At 45.6% G+C, this 20513-nt stretch carries 22 protein-coding genes; 13 read left to right on the plus strand and 9 right to left on the minus strand.

Annotated features, from left to right (window positions below; all coding sequences use genetic code 11):
• Nucleotides 1–94: 94 nt before the first annotated feature.
• Together QUA70_RS02055 and arfB are read left to right on the plus strand one after the other, a co-directional pair.
• Nucleotides 95–439 carry a restriction endonuclease gene (locus QUA70_RS02055; RefSeq protein WP_333344521.1) on the plus strand — a complete coding sequence of 115 codons (345 nt, stop codon included), beginning with the start codon at nucleotides 95–97 and terminating at the stop codon, nucleotides 437–439.
• 72 nt (nucleotides 440–511) lie between these two features.
• Complete coding sequence (gene arfB / locus QUA70_RS02060; protein WP_333344519.1) at nucleotides 512–925, plus strand: alternative ribosome rescue aminoacyl-tRNA hydrolase ArfB; 414 nt, start codon at nucleotides 512–514, stop codon at nucleotides 923–925.
• 240 nt (nucleotides 926–1165) lie between these two features.
• Here arfB and QUA70_RS02065 read toward each other — a convergent pair whose 3' ends face one another.
• The 3 genes from QUA70_RS02065 to QUA70_RS02075 form a co-directional block, all read right to left on the minus strand.
• Nucleotides 1166–1882 (minus strand): GUN4 N-terminal ARM-like repeat domain-containing protein, encoded by a 717-nt coding sequence (locus QUA70_RS02065; protein WP_333344517.1) that lies wholly within the window; start codon nucleotides 1880–1882, stop codon nucleotides 1166–1168.
• Nucleotides 1883–2114: 232 nt separating this feature from the next.
• On the minus strand, nucleotides 2115–2687 hold the full coding sequence (locus QUA70_RS02070; RefSeq protein ID WP_333326049.1) for a hypothetical protein: 573 nt from the start codon (nucleotides 2685–2687) through the stop codon (nucleotides 2115–2117).
• Between the two features lie 272 nt (nucleotides 2688–2959).
• Complete coding sequence (locus tag QUA70_RS02075) at nucleotides 2960–3169, minus strand: hypothetical protein (RefSeq protein WP_333326047.1); 210 nt, start codon at nucleotides 3167–3169, stop codon at nucleotides 2960–2962.
• A gap of 974 nt (nucleotides 3170–4143) precedes the next feature.
• Between QUA70_RS02075 and QUA70_RS02080 the strand changes: the two genes are divergently transcribed.
• The 8 genes from QUA70_RS02080 (at nucleotide 4144) to QUA70_RS02115 (ending at nucleotide 11088) form a co-directional block, all read left to right on the plus strand.
• Nucleotides 4144–6777 carry an AAA-like domain-containing protein gene (locus QUA70_RS02080; RefSeq protein WP_333326045.1) on the plus strand — a complete coding sequence of 878 codons (2634 nt, stop codon included), beginning with the start codon at nucleotides 4144–4146 and terminating at the stop codon, nucleotides 6775–6777.
• A gap of 66 nt (nucleotides 6778–6843) precedes the next feature.
• A complete protein-coding gene (locus QUA70_RS02085; RefSeq protein WP_333326043.1) occupies nucleotides 6844–7098 on the plus strand; it encodes a type II toxin-antitoxin system RelN family antitoxin in 255 nt (84 codons plus the stop codon).
• Nucleotides 7088–7450: a type II toxin-antitoxin system RelE/ParE family toxin gene (locus tag QUA70_RS02090; RefSeq protein WP_333326041.1), complete on the plus strand. Its 363-nt coding sequence runs from the start codon at nucleotides 7088–7090 to the stop codon at nucleotides 7448–7450. The genes QUA70_RS02085 and QUA70_RS02090 overlap by 11 nt, the downstream gene beginning before the upstream one ends.
• Nucleotides 7451–7468: 18 nt before the next feature.
• Nucleotides 7469–8092 carry a Holliday junction branch migration protein RuvA gene (gene ruvA / locus QUA70_RS02095; RefSeq protein WP_015174486.1) on the plus strand — a complete coding sequence of 208 codons (624 nt, stop codon included), beginning with the start codon at nucleotides 7469–7471 and terminating at the stop codon, nucleotides 8090–8092.
• A gap of 150 nt (nucleotides 8093–8242) precedes the next feature.
• On the plus strand, nucleotides 8243–8512 hold the full coding sequence (gene rpsO, locus QUA70_RS02100; RefSeq protein ID WP_333326039.1) for a 30S ribosomal protein S15: 270 nt from the start codon (nucleotides 8243–8245) through the stop codon (nucleotides 8510–8512).
• A 94-nt stretch (nucleotides 8513–8606) separates the two neighbouring features.
• Nucleotides 8607–9080 (plus strand): PAM68 family protein, encoded by a 474-nt coding sequence (locus tag QUA70_RS02105; protein ID WP_333344515.1) that lies wholly within the window; start codon nucleotides 8607–8609, stop codon nucleotides 9078–9080.
• Nucleotides 9081–9285: 205 nt separating this feature from the next.
• Nucleotides 9286–10347: a 3-deoxy-7-phosphoheptulonate synthase gene (gene aroF, locus QUA70_RS02110; RefSeq protein ID WP_333344514.1), complete on the plus strand. Its 1062-nt coding sequence runs from the start codon at nucleotides 9286–9288 to the stop codon at nucleotides 10345–10347.
• A gap of 180 nt (nucleotides 10348–10527) precedes the next feature.
• On the plus strand, nucleotides 10528–11088 hold the full coding sequence (locus QUA70_RS02115) for a Uma2 family endonuclease (protein ID WP_333344512.1): 561 nt from the start codon (nucleotides 10528–10530) through the stop codon (nucleotides 11086–11088).
• 55 nt (nucleotides 11089–11143) lie between these two features.
• Here QUA70_RS02115 and QUA70_RS02120 read toward each other — a convergent pair whose 3' ends face one another.
• The gene (locus QUA70_RS02120; RefSeq protein WP_333344510.1) at nucleotides 11144–11332 is read right to left on the minus strand and encodes a hypothetical protein; all 189 of its coding nucleotides are present in this window, start codon (nucleotides 11330–11332) and stop codon (nucleotides 11144–11146) included.
• Between the two features lie 252 nt (nucleotides 11333–11584).
• On the opposite strand from QUA70_RS02120, the gene QUA70_RS02125 reads away from it, so the two are divergent.
• Nucleotides 11585–12979, plus strand: a complete 1395-nt coding sequence (locus QUA70_RS02125) for an ATP-binding protein (protein WP_333344508.1) — start codon at nucleotides 11585–11587, stop codon at nucleotides 12977–12979.
• Nucleotides 12980–12981: 2 nt separating this feature from the next.
• Nucleotides 12982–14016, plus strand: coding sequence for a tetratricopeptide repeat protein (locus QUA70_RS02130; RefSeq protein ID WP_333410288.1), 1035 nt, complete (start codon nucleotides 12982–12984; stop codon nucleotides 14014–14016).
• 76 nt (nucleotides 14017–14092) lie between these two features.
• On the opposite strand, the gene QUA70_RS02135 is transcribed toward QUA70_RS02130, so the two are convergent.
• From QUA70_RS02135 to QUA70_RS02155, 5 genes are all read right to left on the minus strand, one after another.
• Complete coding sequence (locus QUA70_RS02135) at nucleotides 14093–14428, minus strand: DUF5615 family PIN-like protein (protein ID WP_333344505.1); 336 nt, start codon at nucleotides 14426–14428, stop codon at nucleotides 14093–14095.
• The gene (locus QUA70_RS02140; RefSeq protein ID WP_015174497.1) at nucleotides 14425–14658 is read right to left on the minus strand and encodes a DUF433 domain-containing protein; all 234 of its coding nucleotides are present in this window, start codon (nucleotides 14656–14658) and stop codon (nucleotides 14425–14427) included. Before QUA70_RS02140 ends, QUA70_RS02135 begins: the two co-directional genes overlap by 4 nt.
• 70 nt (nucleotides 14659–14728) lie before the next feature.
• Complete coding sequence (locus tag QUA70_RS02145; RefSeq protein WP_333344503.1) at nucleotides 14729–15448, minus strand: DUF2786 domain-containing protein; 720 nt, start codon at nucleotides 15446–15448, stop codon at nucleotides 14729–14731.
• 192 nt (nucleotides 15449–15640) lie between these two features.
• A complete protein-coding gene (locus tag QUA70_RS02150) occupies nucleotides 15641–16855 on the minus strand; it encodes a DUF790 family protein (protein WP_333344501.1) in 1215 nt (404 codons plus the stop codon).
• 99 nt (nucleotides 16856–16954) lie between these two features.
• Entirely contained in the window at nucleotides 16955–18493 is a 1539-nt protein-coding gene (locus tag QUA70_RS02155) for a DEAD/DEAH box helicase family protein (RefSeq protein ID WP_333344499.1), read from the minus strand.
• 697 nt (nucleotides 18494–19190) lie between these two features.
• Here QUA70_RS02155 and ald point away from each other — a divergent pair.
• Complete coding sequence (gene ald / locus QUA70_RS02160) at nucleotides 19191–20279, plus strand: alanine dehydrogenase (RefSeq protein ID WP_333344497.1); 1089 nt, start codon at nucleotides 19191–19193, stop codon at nucleotides 20277–20279.
• Nucleotides 20280–20513: the final 234 nt, after the last annotated feature.

Below are 20513 nucleotides of genomic sequence, written 5' to 3' on the forward strand. Positions count from 1 at the left end.
TCGCTTCTGTGATTTATTGCGTAAGCGTTGCTTGCCGTAGGCGTCGCATCCCTCTTTAAAAACTGTCCGGAGTATTGTTATAGAAGTTGATGAAATGACGGGAAAAGAGTTTGAAAAATTTCTAGAGGTTCATTTTAGAAACTTGGGCTATACTGTTACTTTAACTCAAGATAGTCAAGATTATGGGGCGGATTTAATTTTATACAAAGATGGCTCAAAAACTGTGGTTCAAGCGAAAAGAAGCAAAAATCCAGTTGGTATTAAAGCAGTTCAAGAAGTAGCAGGAGCCGTCAGACATTACAAAGGAAATAAAGGAAGAGTCATCACCAACAACAGATTTACCGAAAATGCTTACAACCTTGCTGAATCTAACGACATAGAGTTATGGGATAGAAAAAGACTCATCGAATTCATTCTGACAGCTAAGAAGTGTAAATAATTGATCTACCAAAGTAAGCTATATATAAAAGATGCACTGCTTTCCCAGTATCTTTAATCTCACTGATGAATCATGCTACAAATTTCTAATACAGTGTTCCTGGACGATCGCGAAATCGAGATTAGTGCCATTCGCTCTCAAGGCGCGGGGGGGCAAAATGTAAATAAGGTGGCGAGTGCGATTCACTTGCGCTTTGATATCCCAGCTTCCTCATTGCCCGATCGCTACAAGGAGCGTTTGTTGCAAATCAACGACCAGCGCATCACCTCCGAAGGTGTGATTGTCATCAAAGCCCAGGAACACCGCAGCCAGGAAAAAAACCGGGAGGAGGCTTTGAGACGGCTGCAAGAACTGATTAAAAGTGCGCTCGTCATACCCAAAAGGCGCAAACCCAGCAAAGCAACTCGTAGTTCCCAGCGCAAGCGTCTCGACAGCAAAACCAAGCGAGGGCAGATTAAAGCTCTGAGAGGGAAAATTACCGATTGAGCGATGAAAGGTTGATCGGGCTTTTTGACTTTTTATTTTGTTCGCTTCGTTGATAATAAGTATATCGAGAGTATGGATTTCAGAATATGGCTCAAGCTCAACGACTTGCTGGTTTTGGTCTTAACACACCCAAGGAATTATTTAGAATGAAATAGCCCTGAGATCCAACACCCCCTCACCCACAAATTTCGGGCCGAACATCCAGCCGGCCCCCACATTCTCCAAAAGCCCCAAAACCATTCACTTCAACCAGGCACGGTGAGCCATCAAAGCGGCAAAAGGCTGCACTCCCCGCAACTGATTCGACAGTGGCAAATGACCCCTAGGCGCGCTCAAATCCCAAATAAACTCTCGCGGATACCGCGTCCAATTATTCCCCTTCTTCCAGCCAATTAGCGGCCACAACTTATCCCAATTCTTGCCCGAACCGAGCCAAATTTCCCGCTGCACCGAAAAGCCAAATTTGCCTTCGGAATGAACTTTCCACAGCGTATTAATTGTTTGCAAATCCGCCACCGGCAAACTCTCAACTTGCGTAAAATACAGCCACTTTCTCATGGAAGCTGTCTCACCCGCTAATTCACAAAGCTTGTCTAAAGTCAAGCGATCGGCTTCTTGAAATTCCTGTAACGCCAATAATTGTTGCAGCGGAGTGTAATCAACGTTAGAGTCCGATCGCAGCGGCACAACCCCAGTTGGAAAATTCGCTTGCAAAAACTCCGCCGCTCTCGGAGAATTAGCACTGTAAAGAATTTGGTAAGCCTTACCCATTACTGCAGTCGGTGCATCCGACTTGCGCTCTAATAAAAATTCCATCAATACATCCCAACCGGAATCTGCTATTTGTTGTTGCAGCAGTTGCAGTTGAGTTTTTTCCGAACCAGACCTCAACTGAGAGCGGAGTTCGGCTGTATCGGCCGCCGAGTCTAGAGGAGAAGTAGAAATCGAGTCAGTCATGAGAAACTATCAGCTATCAGCTATCAGCTATCAGCTATTAGCTGAAGCCCTGGTTTTCCCCCATTGTACAATGGTACTGACTCCGATTTACTTCTCTGTAGTCGGATGCCTGCGCGCAACGCCACCTAGTTTAGCCTCACGCCCGCCAACTCTTCGTCAATGGCAGCAAGAGCAAATCAGTCTACCATCTGAAATTTACGATCGATGCCATGTCAAAGAGTTTTTCTTAAACCTAGTCGTCCACGATCGAAACCCATGCAGAGAACGAAGGCGGAAAAAAGTTTATATCATATTCCGACTCTTCCCATTCTTTGACCCACAGCGGGACGGCGCCGGGGCGAGGAGTTGCTGCAAAGGTGCGTTCTTTGACTTCGATCGAGTGAAATAGCTGTTTTAAAGTATCTCCCCGATCCAAAGCTTCGCTGAGGATGTCGTCCAAGTCAGGATCGACCCGTTTGACGCGGTTTTTGTCCTCCTCCAGCCACAGAAGTTTCAAAGACTTCAGATCTCTCGGACTGAGGATGCTCTTGTAGTACACGCGCTTAAGGGTCGCTACGGGTTCCAATGAGCGTTCGATCCGGCGAATTTGCTGAACTCGCAGGTAGTGCCATTCCGCTAAACGCTTGCTTTCCGAAGGCGGGAGGGTACCCTTCCCCGCTGCGTGTTTGTAGTCGTATTTAATCAAACTGCAAGCCATATTGGCTAGCAGGTGTATCAACTGTTTTTCTTTGGGTGTTGCCTGACGCCGTTCCTGGGTTCTTGTCAATACGCGCTGTCTGCGGGTAGTTTCGAGAGTATTTTCCATTGGGTTTTTACGAGATGAAATACGATTGTGCCAGATCCAAATCCCGAACATCAGAAGGTAAGGAAGTTGATAGGCGGGGAAACTCCACCGACAGACTCGCCTTACCTATTTATTTTCCCATCCACAGTTCTCTGAAACTGATCCCCACCCCTGGGATTAGGTAGACTGATCTTGGGATCGAGTTTTAACCGCCTCGATCAGAGGCGGTTGGGACAACAAGCACCACAACTACAACCACAACCGCATCAGAGCGAACCACACAATAGCGCCAATTATTTCCTGCCTTTACGCGTTTTTACCTCTTCTTGCTCCCCATCCTCATTCGTTCCAGTGTAGTTAAAGTCGGGACGACTCTCCCAAGCCGTCAAACTGCTGGCTGATGAATGTTGTGGGGCGATGGCTGAAGCGTTGGCGCTGCCTGCCTGGAAAAAGCCGAAGCCAGCCGAGGCAATTACCCCTAATACTAAGATGCTGTTTTTCATGTTCGATGACCCTGATTTGCGTAGATTGACACTTTTTGGCTAACCCGATCTGTCAGAAATGGGTTGATGCAATAGCCCACTTGTCTTCTGATAAATCTGCCTGCCATAATCAATTCAGACAGGCACACCCGCTTGCGATCGGAAACGCCGGAAGTGACGTGTTACTAATGTCCACGATCATCCATCAACCCGAATCTTTTGGGTAGTGGAGCGAAAGCCATCAGGGCGTCGATCCATCAGGGAGTTATGCCATCAGGGTGCTAATCCATCGGGTAGTTAAGCCATCAGGGCGCATCTTCTACAATTAGTCACAGACTTAACTTTTATAGTTGAGTAAGTGGTTAGCCTGGTACTGACAAAGCCTTTAAGAATTAAACTTTTTGTGGATGCATCCTGAAAAGTTTGTTCTTAGGAATCCCCAAACGCGAAAGCCCGGGGAAAGTCAGCAGCATGGAATTCCATGCAATCTAAGTCAACTAAAAAAACGCAGATTAACGATATCTCCCACTCAAGCAGTCCTCAGCAAAACGCTGGGGTTTTTTATTGGCAGCCATTGCGAGCGCGTTTTTCTCCGGCATCCGGCAGGCGGATCTGAAGGCAGAAGGTTGACGGCGCTGTGGTTAGGAGTTTCCCTGCCCACATCATACCACCGGGTGAATTTTAAAGTATTATTGTAAAAAAATGTGAAAAGAACGACGTTTTAGCGTTCTCAATCCGATCGAGTGAAAATTCATCTAATAATTATGTGAACGAGTGTAAAAAATCAAGTGGCGGGCTACGATTCAGCCGATCGTAGGATTTGGGGCGAACGCGTGCAAAGATACGGTAAAGATTGACAAGGAGAAAGCTGAGCTAGTAGACAATAGAGAAAGAGGAACAAAAATTTTCCACCATAATAGTAAGCTGGCAATAATTACAATTTGTAACCTTTCGATCCCATAGCACAGGGGCGCAGCATCTTGATGAATTCGCAGATGACAGTAGAAGTCAACTCAACCTACCAATATCAAGTCGGAGGATATTTGCCTGCCGGCGCGCCCACCTATGTCAGGCGATCGGCAGACAGCGATCTCTACGAAGGACTCAAAGCCGGAGACTTCTGCTACGTGTTGAGTTCGCCGCAAATGGGAAAGTCCAGCCTGCTAGTGCAAACGGCCAAAAGGTTGCAAGCCGAAGGTACAGTTTTTGCCGCCATCAACTTGAGAAGCATCAGCAGCCCAGATATCTCCCCCCAAAAGTGGTATGGCGGAATCATGTACCGCATGGCAAGCAGTTTACACATCACAAACAGGTTTGATGCCATCAAGTGGTGGAACGATCGCGAAGTGCTATCGCCGGTGCAGCGATTGGAGATATTTATCGAAAAAGTTTTGCTCAAGTCACTTCAGCAAAATCTGGTAATTTTCATAGATGACATTGACAGCATCAGCAGCCTAAATTTCAGTACCACCGATTTTTTTGCTTTGATGCGGGCTTGTTACTCCAAGCGGGCAGAGCAACCGGAATACGATCGCCTGACTTTTGCTGTTATGGGAGTAGCAGCCCCCTCAGAATTGATCCGAGATCCAAGATCCAACCCTTTTAATATTGGACGGCAGATTCATTTAAGTCGATTCCAACTGCACGAAAGTTTGCCGCTAGCAAAAGGGTTAGCCCTGAAAGCTTTTCGCCCCCAAAAAGTGCTCCAAGAAATATTAGCTTGGACGGGCGGCCAACCGTTTCTTACTCAAAAACTTTGCCACTTGGTACTTGAATACGGGCCTTTTATTGGCAGAAATTCCGAAGTTCAGCAGGTTGAAAAACTAATCAAACACAGAATTATTAAAAATTGGGAAGAAGAAGACGAACCCCAACATTTGATACCCATACGCGATCGTATTTTCCATAGCCACTGCGACCTCACGCGGCTGTTAACCGTGTACCAGCAAGCTTTGCAACCTGTCAAGGCAACAAAACCGGGGGAATCGCAGGGACTACCAGCAGAATACTCTCCCGAAAAAATCGAATTGCAACTGTCAGGACTGGTGGTTAAATCTCACGGTAAATTAATAGTTTCTAACCTAATTTATCAGTCAGTATTTAATCGATTCTGGGTAGAAAAAGAGCTAGGAAAATTGGCTCCCTACCGCTCCGCGCTAGCAGCATGGCTGGCTTCAGACCGCGAAGATGAATCGCTGTTATTGACAGGGGAAAGTTTGCAGTCAGCTTTGGATTGGGCGGCCAACAAACAATTAAGCCAAGAGCACTATTGGTTCTTGAATCCCGATCAAACTTTTGGGGAACAACCGACAGTCGTTGTCGCAGAAGTTGCAGACAGCAGCGTAGACACAGATGCAGACAGCATCCTCACCCCGCCCTCACAGACGGTTCCAAGTGGCAGCAACGAACAGAGATTGTACGATCACATCGTCTCCTGCGTGGAAACAGAATCCCCCGCACAGGTGATCGAGCGGTTCCGAAAGCTATTTATCGACGGCATGGGCTATCCCGATCGAGAGATTGAAGCAACTTTGTACAGTATAGTCTCCGTCAAGCGATTGGATCAGCACTTTAAATATATCCTCCACCGCTGCTGCTACATCCCGATCAACCGCTGGCAATTGCAATCACACAACCAGTTCGCGATCGCAAATTTAGTAGCTTTATTTAAGCAGAGTTCTCCCCGATTCGGGACGGAATTTTACATAGTCAAGCGCTTGCAAGAACAAATAGCTTTTTTTACTAAAAGTGAAGAATTTCAGACCCTAGAGCGCTTAGTAAAAGCCCTAGATAGAGAGGCGGAGCAGCAGCAACAAGATACCGATTATCCTTTGGGCGAATTGATATGTCGGTATCCTTATTTGTACGGGTATTCTCTGCTGAGCAAGGGCAGCATTGAGGAAGACCAACAAACCATTCAAAAACTGGCATTTCAAAGACAGCGACAATTTGAAACACATTTGTCTCAATATTTAAATTATTTGGTTGAGCCGAGAAATACAGAAATAGGAATTGTGCAGCGAGCGGCTAATCCCACACTTTTGAACGATGCAGAACTACACTTAGCGGTAAGGGAATTTGCGGGAAAAGTAGCAGGCGATCGCAGCTACAAAGAAGAGGCTCAATTTTTCCTGAGAGATGCCAGACAAACTCCATCTTACGCCTCATTTAAAGTGGATTTATATGAATATTTAATATCTTCGGTAGAACCAGAATACGGCGGGCGTCAATTTAATGACCGTTTGTACAAACAAATCAAAAATACATTCCGAGAAAATGACTCGGTGAAATTCAATAATATATTGTTAGTTGGGACTTGCCACCAGTTGTTCAACTTCTTAGTAGTGGAAAATGCCCAACATCCCAGCCACTACGTTTTTTACGACTTGGTGTACAACCTCGGCGCCAGCAGGACAATGGGTTTATTGCTCAAACTGGTACTGCTTTCGGGCAAAGTCAAACCAGAGTTGGAAAAGCGATTTTCTATTTTGTTTAATCACTATGAAGGTAAAGCTTCTAATGAAATTATGTGGTTTGTCAAATCCTTGGAAAATTTCAATGTGGCTTTGGTTGTGAATTTTGGTAAGACGGATTTGTCTTTGGTTAAACAGCAGCTTATTTTGACTTGACAACAACAAAACCGATCGGGCTGCCTTATATAATAGTATTAACTCAAAAAAATTACGGAAAAACACATGAAAGCCTTTGAAGTCACAGGAACGATCGACGAAAAAGGTCAATTAATTCTCGATCGACCTTTAACACTAGACACTTCGGGCCCCGTGCGAATTATCGTCCTTCTTCCCGAACCTACAGATGAAGCTGAAGACGACCCCGACGATACTCCAGTTGAAGAAGTAAAAGCCAGTCTCAGAAGAGCGTTGCAGCAAGCCAAAGCCGGACAAACCCGACCAATCTCTGAACTGTGGGAGAGAATCGATGCCGAATGAAGCCGAAACAATCATGATCAGATTTGCGGATGACTTTGAAGCAAATTTGTATGCCCTCGCGAAAAGATATCGCAGTATCCGCAATGATGTCCAGCCGGTAATTGAACAAATACAGGCTGGCAATTTTATTGGCGATCGCATTCCCGGAATGGGGGAAGATTATATCATCTTAAAAGTCCGGGTGAAAAACAGCAACATCCAAAAAGGAAAAAGTGCAGGATATCGCATGATTTATCAAGTCGAATCGCCGTCGATCGTACTTTTGTTAACCATTTACTCAAAATCCGATCGAACAGATATCAGCCTCAACGAAATCCGCAGCATCATAGCCGAGTTTGATGAAAGCCAATAGCGGTGTATTATTAATTCTATGATTAGCTATCTCAAAGGCACAGTAGCCGATATCGCCAAAGGCAGCAACCGCGTCATATTGACTCTGGAAGTCAATCAAATCGGCTATGAAATCCAAATTTTGCCCCGTGTGACCGGTCAATTGCCAGCATCCGGCGAAGTCGCCCAAATTTTTACCCACCAGCAAGTTAAGGAAGACCAAATCGTATTGTACGGTTTTGGCAGCGCGGCCGAACGCGATTTGTTTCGGCAGTTGACGAGTGTTAGCGGTGTCGGTGCTCAACTGGCGATCGCACTTCTCGATACTTTAGGATTGCAAGATTTAGTCCAGGCGATCGTCGGCGGTAACACCCGCATCCTCGCCAAAACCCCGGGCGTCGGTACAAAAACCGCAGAACGTCTCGCCCTGGAACTCAAAAGCAAACTCTCGGAATGGCGCCAGCAAGCAGGTTTGACAACTTCAGTCGCCGCCGGAGTCCCCCCAGCTATTCAAGAAGAAGTCGAGATGATCCTGCTGGCGATGGGATACACTGCGGCTGAAGTCTTGCAAGCGCTGCAAACCCTTAGTCAAGACAGCACTTTATCCGCCAAAGGTAATGCGGATGATTGGATACGTGAGGCGATCGCCTATTTGAGCCGATAATCGCCTACCACATCCAGAAACCGGGAATAAAAACCAAAATTCTGCCGGGCCAACAAACCCATCTGTGGCAAAAATTTTATCGTTGTTATGCTTCCGGTGTGATAACATAGGAGATTGTGACAATCGTACAAAAAAAACTAAAATCAATTCATGGCTCTTACACAACAGCGCAAACAAGAAATCATGGGCGACTTCCAAACCCATGAAACCGATACCGGTTCAGCAGATGTCCAAGTCGCCATGCTGACCGATCGCATCACAAAACTCAGCGCCCACCTGAAAATCAACCAAAAAGACTTCGCCTCCCGGCGCGGTTTGATGATGATGATCAGCCGCCGCAAGCGCCTGCTAGCCTACATCCAAAACGAAAATGTCGATCGCTACAAAGCATTGATTGCCCGTCTAGGCATTCGCGGCTAAACACCAAAGCCAAAATTTGCGACAATATTCTTTAATCTTGGACAAACACCAAGACATTGAATAAATGTTCGAGATTTCAGGTTAGAGATAAAATATGTCCTCCGAACCACCCCGCAAGCGCTTGCCCTTTGAACCGGCAACAAATCGTAAAAAAACGCCTAAAAAGCCCCCAGAACCCCAAGCAAGCGTAGCCTTAGAGTCGGATTCTGCCGACAAGCAGCCGAAAGCTAACAAAACCGGAAAACAGGCGCAATCCATCCCAGAAGTAGTCAGCCAACGCATGATATCTCGCATAGCGGTATTCTGCGGCATACCTACCCTATTGGGAATTTCCACATTTTTTGTGAGTTATTTCGTAGTCAGCAAGGGCTTGTTTGATTTGCCCAACACAGCAGTATTGCTGGTAAGCATGGGCTGTTTTGGTCTAGGCGTTCTGGGATTAAGCTACGGAGTCCTCTCGGCTTCCTGGGATGAAGAAGTTTCAGGAAGCACTCTGGGGTGGGAAGAATTTAATACCAATTTTGGACGGATGCGAGAAGCGTGGCGCGCCGCCAAGCCAAAAAGTTAGTCATTAGTTATTAGTTATTAGTCATTAGCTAAAAACTAAGCTGTTAACCATCTAGAATTTGTTTTTGGGGAGGGAACAAGAAGCCGCCCCACAACAATGCTAATAATACTGATATAAATAGATTCTCGATCGCCATTGCATCTATTTTTCTCAGTGCATCAGAGTCATCATCCGTTTCTAGCCCAACTAAAAAGGCAAAAAAAATATGATTATTGTAATGAAAGCCGGCACTCCAGAAGCCGAGATCGATCGCATCGACGAAGACCTCCGCACTAACTGGGGTTTGATCCCAGAAAAAATCGTCGGCCGTTACAAAACCGTCATGGGTTTGGTGGGCGACACCGTTGAGCTCGAACCGATGCAACTGCGCGAAATGAGCACCTGGATTGAAGAAGTGCTGCGCGTGGAAAAACCCTACAAACGCGCTTCTCTGGAGTACCGCCAAGGAGAAGCCAGCGAAGTACCGGTTGCTACTCCTTTAGGAACTGTAATGATCGGCTTGCATCACCCGATCGCGATCGTAGCAGGCCCTTGCTCGGTCGAAAACGAAGAAATGATTGTGGAAACGGCAATGCGCGTCAAAGCTGCTGGAGCTCATTTTCTCCGTGGTGGCGCGTACAAACCAAGAACTTCTCCCTACGCTTTCCAAGGCCACGGCGAAAGTGCTTTGGGATTGCTGGCGGCGGCCCGGGAAGCTAGCGGTTTGGGCATTATCACGGAAGTTATGGATGCGGCGGACTTAAGTGCGATCGTGGAAGTAGCGGACGTGGTACAAGTCGGGGCGAGAAATATGCAGAATTTCTCACTGTTGAAGAAAGTCGGAGCTCAAGACAAACCTGTTTTGCTGAAGCGCGGCATTTCCGCCACCATTGAAGAATGGTTGATGGCTGCTGAGTATATCATGGCTTCTGGCAATCCGAACGTGATTTTGTGCGAGCGCGGAATTCGCGGGTATGACAGGCAATATACACGGAATACGCTAGATTTGTCGGCGGTGCCAGTATTGCGGACTCTGACTCACTTACCGATTATGGTTGACCCGAGTCACGGCACCGGTTGGGCGCAGTTTGTACCGTCGATGGCCTTTGCTTCGATCGCCTCTGGTACAGATTCGCTGATGATTGAAGTGCACCCGAATCCGAAAAAAGCTTTGTCTGACGGGCCGCAATCTTTAACACCGGATCAGTTCGACAAGTTGATGGAAGAATTGGCGGTGATTGGTAAAGTCATGGGTCGTTGGCCGCAGCCTGTGCCTGTTTTGGCATAAAAACAGGCGAAACGCCTAACCTAAAATGCGATCGCGGTTAAATCCCCGGCTTCTTAAAGAAGTCGGGGATTTTGTTATTCGGTTTTTGGAATAGAGGCGCAGGGGCGATCGTACTTCTAGGAATGTTGGGAAATTTTGTATAATTGATATTTGAATTAATTAGCGAGAGGGCTGGGATTCATGGTAGGCACAGGAACCAAACTCACTTTAGCAGAATTTCTAGCTTTGCCCGACGGAGATATTTATTGTGAGTTTGTAGATGGTGAAGCAGTTCCTAAAGTGTCTCCAAAATTTTTTCATTCCAGTTTACAGGGAGCTTTGTGTCGCCTGATTCGTGTATGGTGTAAAGGACGCGGGCGAGTGCTTCCAGAATGGGCAATTTTGTTAAACCGTCAGGATAAAGATTGGGTACCTGTTCCCGATTTAACGTACATTTCTTATGAACGTCTGCCGAAAAGTTGGCGGCGAAATGAAGCTTGCCCCGCAATTCCTGAACTGGTGATTGAGATTATATCGCCGGATCAAAGTATGAAGGAATTTGAAGAGAAGGCGAAAGATTATTTGGCGGCGGGCGTTCCCCGAGTGTGGGTAATCGATCCAGAGGCTATTTTAATTAAAAGTTTTTTGACTGATGGTTCTAGTCAAGTTTATACGGATAATACACTAATTTTGGATGAGTTGCTGCCTGGTTTGGAGTTGACGACTAGACAGATTTTTGAAGAAGCGGAATTGATTGATTGAGGGCGATGTTTTGGGGAAGGTGGGGCGTGGATGCTCGCCCCATGATTGAATTGGCTTATTTACCAGATTTGCGTACTATTGGGGCTAGAGCTTGAATCAGAAGTGCGATCGATCGAACTAGGACAGCCACTGCAAGAATCGTTTCAGTTGCTCCACCCAAGGACTGGGGTGGGATCGGTTGAGTACCGGGTACGTGGATAGTGGGTTCGCTGGTAGTGGCAGTTATGGGTTTGATCTGAGACATTGGGTTATTGCTCCCTTGCTGTTGATATTTCAAGTTTCAGCGAGATATCGAGGGCAAAAATCACCACTTTTGGCTCAGCTCACCACATATTTTAAAAGTGAGCTAAAATTGAACCCATAGCAAAACCCCAGTAGAGTAGGGGTCAGGGAAAAGCATCTTGGTTTTGTTAATATATTGAACAAGTAAATGGAATAGCTGTCACTTGATTAAGCACGTCGTGGCGTATCTGGGCCAACATTAATATGCAACCTTATGGCAATTTCTCTGAGAGCTTCTAAACAAGGGCTGGAAATCGTCGATAAAAAAAGAAAAAAGAAAGGCTGGGAAGCAACAGCAGTTGCTTGGTATAGTGCTGCTAATACTTCAGTAGCAACCTTAAAGCGGTTTAGGCGGGGGATACCAATTGACCGAGATGTATTTATTGCTATTTGTAAAGCGGTTGGCATAGAGAACTGGGAAGAAATTATTGACAAAACCCCAACCCAGCAACCTACATCCTATATGGAGTTTAGCGTCTATGACGATGCGTGGGTTGGGCGAGAAAGTCTGATTCAACAGTTGAGCGATCGCGTAAATTCTTCTAGTCGTGTCTTGCTATTGGTTGGCATGACAGGTATTGGTAAAACTGCTTTGGCTGAAAGGCTAGTACAGGAATTGCGAGGAGATTGGAGGGAACACAGGGAGAATTTTGAAGATGAGAATAAAACTTCAGACTTTGCCAGTGTCGCGCTGCAATGGCTGGAAAAGTGGGGGGAAATTGTCCCAAAAGACGATCGCAAACCAGAGCAAATGTCACGGCGATTAGTCAAACGCTTGCGCGAAAATCGCTATTTAATCCTCATGGATTCTCTTGAGTACCTATTGACAGGAAATGAAGAGGATGGCTGGGGTGATTTTGCTGATGAGTGGTGGGGTAAGTTTTTTGTGAGTTTCTTGGCAGAATCATCTTGTCAAAGTCGTTTCATTCTTACCTCTCAGGATTTGCCAACTAAGTTTGAGACATCAGAATGCGATCGCTATAAAAATCTCTGGTATTGTCAAGTTTTGAAAGGATTAGAAGTACCTGAGCAGGTGGCGTTATTTCAAAAAGCTGAACTAGAGGCCAATTGGGAATTACCACATAGTCCCCTGCGAGTAATTGGAGAAGTTTATGACGGGCATCCTTTAGCATTGCGGACGATCGCTGGAGAAATTAAGGGTTCATATAACGGGATAGTCAGGGCTTACTGGAAAGAGAACAGTGGTTACATTGAGGAGGTAAAAAAGGCTATTGATGAAGCGCGTAACCAAGGAGTAGTTAAAGGCGATGAGGATAGGTGGCAGTTAGCATCATACACGAAAGTCTTGCGAAGAAAAGTTAAGGAACGGGTTGATAAGACATTTAAACGGTTAAAAAATGATGTTTATGATGCCTATCTTTTGCTTTGCACTGCCTCAATATATCGCTGCGAAGTAAAAGAAAAGTGGTGGCTGATTAATTTAGAAGACGAGGGTTACAGTAAGAAGCAGCAACAGGATGCAATGCAAACTCTGCGTAATCGCTATTTAGTTGAAGATGGAGGAATCGACGATGAAGATAATCGCCTGGTGGGACAACATAATTTGATTCGTAGTGTGGCGATCGCTCACCGATTAATCCTTCCCTAAAAATGAAAAGCTCGGACAAATTTACTATGCAAAATAACCCGCTCCCATCTGGTGAGTTGATTTTGGAAAAGTTAGGTATCAATCTTCATAATCTCCCAGCCCAATTTCCAACTCGCGAGCAGCGGCTTCAGTACAGAGCAGTTGTACAGTGGCTAACTGATGATAAACCTAAGTCAGATGCTTCCAATCTTGAGAAAGTTCGGGGATACTTGGAAGCATTTCACCATCTCTGCGAAGTGGAAGACTGGGAAAGAGCTAGCAAAATCCTTGAGATTAACCTTGATACACCTAATAATACAGAATTACACAATCCGCTAATAACTTGGGGCTACTATCGTGAAGTAATTGATTTATACAGTAGACTATTGGGAAACTTAGACCCAGGCAGTGATGCTGTTTGCTTCTTGGGTCTGGGTAAGGTATATCATTACTTAGGAAACTACGACGAAGCTATTTTTTATTATAAGGAAAGTTTATCCAGAATGTTGAATATAGGCTATAGTTTAGGTGTTGGGAAAGTTTTGGGAAGTATGGCTAACACTTACCTTGCTATAAGAGAGTACGATCGAGCGATTAGTTGCTATGAAGAATGTTTGGTTATTTCTCAAAAAACCAACAATCAAGAAAGTATTGGATCAACATTGGGCAATTTAGGGAATATATACTTTGCCCTAAAGAAATACGATATAGCTCTTGATTATGCTGAGCAACATTTCATAATTGCAGAAAAAATAGGCAATTTACAGGGCATAGGGATAGCATTAACTAATTTTGGAAATGCGCTATTTAAACTTGGTCATCATTTAGAAGCTCATAAAAAATTTTTGAGAGCATACGAAATTTTTATACAAATTGGCGATCGTCGCTCTGAGGCTCTAATTTTTTACAATTTGGCGAGCTTCCAAACGGATTTAGGCAACCTCCCTCTAGCTATTGACTCTTGCAATCTCGCTTTATCCATCGCTACAGAATTAGGAATCCCGCTAGCAAAAGAGTGTCAGGAATTGAAGGAACAATTACTGAGCCAACAAACATAAACTGTGAGGTATCGGTATCTAAAAGGTGTAACCTATCTGTGGTAAGCGCTCGATGAGCAACGCTTTTTCACTTCCCTTAAAACAAAGTGATAATTGCCGTATTAGGAGTCTCAGTTAAAGCTGCGATCGCACCATAGTTTTCTCTTAGCATTCTCTCTATATCCCCTGTTGAACAATTTCCGCGACGTATCCAAATTACCTTTGGGGGAAATCCCAACAATAGACTCAATTCACTAAAATCCGCATCCTTGGTAACAATAATATAGTCATGCTGACGAGCATAATCCCAAACCTCGCGATCTGGTATGGTAGCTAATCCAATCCCATCAACATGAACTGAACCAGGGTAGATATCTGCGAGGCGATCGACAAGACGAGGAGAGAGATTTTGGTCAAACAAAAGTAGTCTCATGACCCAACGACTAACATAAACTGTTCGCGTTTAGCGGCGAAACTCAAGCAAGCTAAAATATCCTGTTGGGTGAGATAGGGAAAATCATCTAGAATTTCTTGATAAGTCATCCCAGAAGCAAGATATTCCAGCACGTCATAGACTGTAATTCTCATGCCTCGAATACAAGGTTTACCACCTCGTTTACCCGGTTCGATCGTAATTATATTAGCGATATCTTGGTCTGACATGGCTCTCTTGTGTTAGTTTCTGTTTTTAATTCTAACCTAGGAAGCTGATTTTCACGATCGCACGCCCTACTCAAAGACTTTCATTAAGTTGTTTCATATCCCCTTGCGGCTGCACTTGCTTGTGCAAACTAATTTTGTCGCCCACTTCATACCCCGAATAAAAACCCGCCGCGCTGCTGACTTGAGAACCACTTCTGGTTTTAACTTTAGCCCCTCGGCCCTCTAGATAATTGGTGATCGCCTGTTGATTTTTCTCAAACATCGATCGCACTACAATCCCTGGAGTCGCCGCCACATCCCCCGAACCCGGAATCCCCGACTCTTCCATCTCCTGTTTTTGTTCCAACAATCTTTGTCTCAACCTTGTCGCGCATCCAACCCGAAAAGCATTCAGATACGCCAACCCCCTGCCGTTTCCTTTGCGGTATTTAGCCCTTTTTTCAATCGCCGAACTCAAATACTCGTACAGGTGTTTGCAAACAATCAGGTTTGTAGAAGTTCCCACCAAAAACATACTGCCATTATAAGTGTTTCGCATGGCCGTGCAACCGTTAGCGTCGGCAATTCCCGAAAGCAGCATCATTTTCCAAGTGACAAATTTCGATGTTGTTTCAACGGAGTTTTCGTCAACCTCTTCTTGGTGATTTGGCCCTAAATCCGCGAGGCTGAGATTGTACTGTGCCAGTAAAACGGAAGCTTTTTCGGCCGCAGCAGTCGATTCGTTTTCATTGGATGAGGTGGCGAGGGCTAACAGCTTTTTGATTCTTTCGACAATACTTGTGTCTGCCATTTTTCAATCAGTTTTAGGGTGAGACTACGCGGTGGCAAGGATTTGGGTGAATTCCCATTTTAGTATAGCGTCCTGCGATATTTTTTGAGGATAATTTCATTTATAGAAGAGGATTTTTTTGAACCGCAGAGGGCGCAGAGGGCGCAGAGAGAGAGAAAGAAAGAAGTTCCCAACTGATGCGCGAATGGGTTACTATTCGAGGACTTCCAGGACTGATTTGGGCAACAATTTATCTTTAAACCAGACTACTTTTGCTGGCACATCATTTACATTCACCCCGGCTTTTTCTAAATTCAGCCGTTCGGAAATAGCTAAAATCAAGTTATCGCATTCAGACTTCTGTACTTGTGCAAATTTCTTTTGCAAATACTCTGGCCGCCAATAGCCAACTATTTCTAATAAAAACACTCGCCCGTCGGGATGCACCAACCGAAAGTCGGGAATCATCACACTACCTGGAATCGGAATTAAATCAACTTCTCGCTCTAGTTGCCACTCGGTTTTTGTGGAATTCCATCTTTCAGCAAATGCTGCTTCTAACATACTATCATAAGGCTTGCCAGGGGGATAGTGGCTGACTAAACCGCAGTCCGAATTTAGGGTAAATTTACCTGTTTTCAAAACGCCACTAAAAGGATCTTTTGTGTGCAGGGTTGAGTGCATACTCCATTTGGTGACGTGCAGCAGTGCCGGGAGCATTTTCGCCAGGGCTAAGCCGTAGCGGGTGCTGGGTTTGAATAAGCTTGTAGGGCCGTCTATTGTCAGTGTAAAACCGTGGTCTGCATCGCCTTCAATGTAAGTCATTAATTGAAATAGTTTCAGATAGCGAAATAAGAGTTTGTATTCTCCTGGATCGTTGCGGTGGGCGGTTAGTTGGACTTGACTTGCTCGGTAAAATATGCCTTGAACTTGAGAAAGATTGTATTTGTGAAGCAAGTTTTCGGGTGTTGGTGCATTAAACTCTGTGAGGATTTTGTTTTCGTTTAAATCGGCGTATAAACCTGTAGTGATTTCGTGAGGCAAAACATCTCTGTTTAACTCTTGGCTGAGTTCACTTGCTACTTTTTCCAGGGTTAATTGGGTGGATTGAGGGCTGGGAGTCGATCGCGCGGACAATGCAAAAACCCGCTGTCTCAACTCTGAGGGTTCTAGGGGACTGATGACTTCCAAGGTGCAGAAACCGCCTTTCAGCAGGTGCGCTAATCCCCGTTTCAGCCGATAATCCGGGCTGTCGCCTTCTAATTCTAGCAAGCGTCCGTCGAGTTCGCCTTGGGTTTTGCCGATCGACTCTTGAAAGCAGTCGATCATTTCCTTAGCTGCTTCTAAGTTTTTATCATCTATCTTGAGGCGGAGAGGGATGATTGATTCCCCGTTTTGGCGGTGACTTAATAAATCAGTGGGTAGCATTTGTTAATAGTTTTTTATTTTTAACGAACCGCGAAGAGGCGAAGAACGCGAAGGAAAGAGAGAGAAACAAAGAGAGTGTTCAGAAATAGTTTAGGCTTGCTACCAGGGAATTTCATCATTGTCTTCTCCCCATTTTGCGGGTGATTCTGCTGCTTTTTTGGTTGTCTCCCGGTTGACTCCGTAAATGGGTGTCGGTTTGACAGTTTCTAATTTCTGATATTCTGGCTTTGGCGGTTCTATTTGTGTTTGTGGTTGGGGTTTGTGAGGCTGCATTCCTCCTCGACGGCGTTGAGAAGTTCTTTCTTCGCTGGTGTCTTCGGTGACGACTTCGTAGAGAATTGCTAACTTATTTACATCGCTGCTTTTGCGGAGAACTCTACCCAATCGCTGGATGTATTCGCGTTCGCTGCCGGTACCTGACAATATGATAGCAATTCTGGCGTCGGGAACGTCCACTCCTTCGTTGAGGACGTGGGAGGCGACCAGGGTTTTGTATTCGCCGCTGCGAAAGCGATCGAGGATTTCGTGGCGTTCTTTGACTGGGGTTTGGTGGGTAATTGTGGGGATGAGAAATTCTTGGGAAATTCGGTAAACTGTGGCGTTGTCACCGGTGAAAATTAGGGTGCGCTGGGGAGAGTGTTCTGCTAGTATTTGGGCTAAGATTCGCAGTTTTCCTTCGGTACAAAGGGCGATTTCTTTGGCTTGGCGGTGGGCTAGCATGGCGCGCCGTCCCAGGGGCGATCGCGCGCTTGCCATGATAAACTGTTTCCAACCATCCAGGCTGGATATTCTGATATTCGACTGTTTTAAGAAATCGTTGCGAATGTTGATTAATTCGGCGTAGCGGTCGGTTTCTTCTGTTGACAGTTTTACCATAATTTGAACTATTTTATGGTCGGCTAAAGCATCGCCTGCCAAATCTTCGGGTCTTTTGCTAAATACTGTCGGGCCGATCAGGAAATGCAAATCGCTGTGGCGGCCATCTGTGCGATCGGGTGTAGCTGTCAGTCCGAGTCGAAAAGGCGCGATCGCATATTCGGAAATTACTCGATAAAAGTCCGTTGGCAAATGGTGGCATTCGTCAAAAACCAGCAAACCGTATTTATTGCCCAAGGTTTCTGCATGAATACTTGCACTGTCGTAGGTTGCCACTAAAATTGGCGTTTTGTCCCGCGAACCTCCGCCCAACAATCCGATTTCGATGTCGGGAAAAGCTGCTTTTAAATTAGCATACCACTGGTGCATTAAATCGAGAGTTGGTACTACAATTAATGTACTGCGACCAGTGACTTGCATGGCTAATTGTGCCAGATAAGTTTTGCCGGAAGCGGTGGGGAGGACGACTACTCCTTGGCTTCCTGCTTCCTGCCAAGCTGCGAGGGCTTGTTCTTGATGTGGGTAAGGCTGCATTTCCACGCTGGGTACGAGTTCGAGTAGTTCGTATGCCCTAGCTTCGTCGGTGAAGTGAATGCACTCGGCTTGGAGGCATTCTACCAGCGGGCGGTAGTGAATGGCTCGAATGCGGAATTTTTCCACGCGATCGTCCCATGTCGCAAAGTCCACCCAGTCTCTGCCTTTGGGCGGCGGGTGTAGCAGCAGCGTTCCGCGATCGAATGTTAAGGTAGGTATGCGTGGCATTTGTTTAGATAGGGGGGCGAGTTATGCCTGTTAAATTATAAGTGACCGATCAAATATATTGACACCAAACTCTCTAGAAGTTAGTTCTTTTTTAAGCAAATCTCTAGAACCACCATCTACTTTATACCGTTTCGGGTTGTTTGTTGAAATTTTTACCATTTTTTTACCAGGTAAGTTTGTCCAAATCTCAAAAGTTTACTTGCACCTACCTACTTAGTTGAAAGTCGGGCGGAGATGTTTGAATATCTCAAGATATTATGGTTGCTGAGCTGGTAACTCAATACGGGTGCTTTGCAGAAAAAATCATTTCTCTTACCAAGCCCCACAAACTGCACCTCAGTAATTATAATTTGGAGTCATTTAAAGAAAAAGTAAGTCAGAAAAAAAGAAAAAAAAGAGGGTATAAAAGGTAAATGTAGAGTAACCCTTTTAAGTGGCTTTACTTACGAGTATTTTGACGTAATGTATATCAATGCCGACCACGCATATCAAATCAAGTAGGAGCAAGCTAAAAAGACGATCGACTTGATGGAAAACGATCAATTTGGGAAATTGCGATCGCACTGGCGGAAAATCCAACAAAAATTCTCCTAGCCCAGCCGGATTGCCAAATCTAAAATCTACAATGGTATTGTCCCACTGGGGATGGTTTTTAGGTTAGATTCGATCTACGTATGCCTGAGATTAGAGGTTATAGATGGAAATAGGCGTCCCCAAGGAAATCAAGGATTTAGAGTTTCGAGTCGGGCTTAGCCCCACAAGTGTCCGGGCTTGTTCGGACAAAGGCCACACAGTTTTTGTAGAAACGAATGCTGGTGCTGGGGCCGGTTTCGCGGACGAGGACTACGTTCAAGCAGGGGCTAAGATTGTTTTAAAGGCTTCAGATGTCTGGAAGCGCGAACTAATTGTTAAAGTTAAGGAACCGCTGCCTGCTGAGTATCCGCTGATTCAAAAAGAGCAGTTGCTGTTTACATATTTGCACTTGGCGGCCGATCGCACATTAACGGAGCATTTAATCAGCAGCGGAGTCCAGGCCATCGCCTACGAAACCGTCGAACTCCCGGACAGGAAATTGCCGCTGCTGACGCCGATGAGCATTATTGCAGGGCGTTTGGCCGTGCAGTTCGGAGCTCGGTTTCTGGAACGACAGCAAGGTGGCAGAGGAGTGCTTTTGGGCGGTGTACCAGGCGTAAGACCGGGTAAAGTTGTGATTTTGGGCGGCGGAATCGTCGGCACGGAAGCAGCGCGAATTGCTGTAGGAATGGGCGCGAGAGTGCAGATTTTGGATGTAAATGTCGATCGCCTAGCCTACTTGGAAACTCTGTTCGGTTCCAGAGTAGAATACCTCTATAGCAGTCCTTTGCAAATTGAAGCAGTTGTTCCCGATGCTGATTTGTTAATCGGTGCGGTTTTGGTCTTAGGTAAAAGAGCTCCGGTGCTGGTTTCTCGCGAATTTGTTGCGAAGATGCACCCCGGTTCTGTAATTGTTGACGTAGCCGTTGACCAAGGCGGCTGCGTGGAAACTTTGCGGGTAACTTCTCACACAAATCCTACTTATGTTGAGGAAGGAGTTGTGCATTACGGCGTGCCGAATATGCCTGGTGCTGTGCCTTGGACTGCGACTCAAGCTTTGAATAACAGCACTTTGCCTTATGTTTTGCAGTTGGCAAATAGCGGGATTAAAGCTTTGGAAATGAATCCGAGTTTGGCGAAGGGATTGAACGTGCAGAAGCACCGATTGGTGCATCCGGCCGTGCGCGAGGTTTTCCCCGATTTGGCTGATTAGATTCCCATTTTTTCAGCAAATCTTGTAGGTGCGTCAGATCAAAGCTTGTGGATTATTAATAACCGGACGCGATCTGACGCACCCTACTCAACTACACAACGTTTTGCGATGTTGGGCTAACAGTAAATCCTCGAAACTAAAGCATTTCTCAACCCGAACAGTAATTTGTGCAAAATATTACTCGCAGCCTAGAAAAAAAATATTTCCCAAAACTCTTGACAAACTGGCGAACTT

Origin of the sequence: Microcoleus sp. LAD1_D5 (assembly GCF_036702115.1) — a bacterium.
Classification (GTDB): Bacteria; Cyanobacteriota; Cyanobacteriia; order Cyanobacteriales; family Microcoleaceae; genus Microcoleus.

Bases quoted from the DNA above. Each gene is read 5' to 3' on its own strand.
- rpsO (WP_333326039.1), top strand. From the start codon at position 8,243: ATGGCTCTTACACAACAGCGCAAACAAGAAATCATGGGCGACTTCCAA.
- QUA70_RS02075 (WP_333326047.1), bottom strand. From the start codon at position 3,169: ATGAAAAACAGCATCTTAGTATTAGGGGTAATTGCCTCGGCTGGCTTC.
- QUA70_RS02065 (WP_333344517.1), bottom strand. From the start codon at position 1,882: ATGACTGACTCGATTTCTACTTCTCCTCTAGACTCGGCGGCCGATACA.
- QUA70_RS02090 (WP_333326041.1), top strand. From the start codon at position 7,088: ATGCCGAATGAAGCCGAAACAATCATGATCAGATTTGCGGATGACTTT.
- arfB (WP_333344519.1), top strand. From the start codon at position 512: ATGCTACAAATTTCTAATACAGTGTTCCTGGACGATCGCGAAATCGAG.
- QUA70_RS02105 (WP_333344515.1), top strand. From the start codon at position 8,607: ATGTCCTCCGAACCACCCCGCAAGCGCTTGCCCTTTGAACCGGCAACA.
- QUA70_RS02135 (WP_333344505.1), bottom strand. From the start codon at position 14,428: ATGAGACTACTTTTGTTTGACCAAAATCTCTCTCCTCGTCTTGTCGAT.
- QUA70_RS02125 (WP_333344508.1), top strand. From the start codon at position 11,585: ATGGCAATTTCTCTGAGAGCTTCTAAACAAGGGCTGGAAATCGTCGAT.
- ald (WP_333344497.1), top strand. From the start codon at position 19,191: ATGGAAATAGGCGTCCCCAAGGAAATCAAGGATTTAGAGTTTCGAGTC.
- QUA70_RS02085 (WP_333326043.1), top strand. From the start codon at position 6,844: ATGAAAGCCTTTGAAGTCACAGGAACGATCGACGAAAAAGGTCAATTA.
- QUA70_RS02130 (WP_333410288.1), top strand. From the start codon at position 12,982: ATGAAAAGCTCGGACAAATTTACTATGCAAAATAACCCGCTCCCATCT.
- QUA70_RS02120 (WP_333344510.1), bottom strand. From the start codon at position 11,332: ATGTCTCAGATCAAACCCATAACTGCCACTACCAGCGAACCCACTATC.
- QUA70_RS02145 (WP_333344503.1), bottom strand. From the start codon at position 15,448: ATGGCAGACACAAGTATTGTCGAAAGAATCAAAAAGCTGTTAGCCCTC.
- QUA70_RS02140 (WP_015174497.1), bottom strand. From the start codon at position 14,658: ATGTCAGACCAAGATATCGCTAATATAATTACGATCGAACCGGGTAAA.
- QUA70_RS02055 (WP_333344521.1), top strand. From the start codon at position 95: ATGACGGGAAAAGAGTTTGAAAAATTTCTAGAGGTTCATTTTAGAAAC.
- QUA70_RS02115 (WP_333344512.1), top strand. From the start codon at position 10,528: ATGGTAGGCACAGGAACCAAACTCACTTTAGCAGAATTTCTAGCTTTG.
- QUA70_RS02080 (WP_333326045.1), top strand. From the start codon at position 4,144: ATGACAGTAGAAGTCAACTCAACCTACCAATATCAAGTCGGAGGATAT.
- QUA70_RS02150 (WP_333344501.1), bottom strand. From the start codon at position 16,855: ATGCTACCCACTGATTTATTAAGTCACCGCCAAAACGGGGAATCAATC.
- aroF (WP_333344514.1), top strand. From the start codon at position 9,286: ATGATTATTGTAATGAAAGCCGGCACTCCAGAAGCCGAGATCGATCGC.
- QUA70_RS02070 (WP_333326049.1), bottom strand. From the start codon at position 2,687: ATGGAAAATACTCTCGAAACTACCCGCAGACAGCGCGTATTGACAAGA.
- QUA70_RS02155 (WP_333344499.1), bottom strand. From the start codon at position 18,493: ATGCCACGCATACCTACCTTAACATTCGATCGCGGAACGCTGCTGCTA.
- ruvA (WP_015174486.1), top strand. From the start codon at position 7,469: ATGATTAGCTATCTCAAAGGCACAGTAGCCGATATCGCCAAAGGCAGC.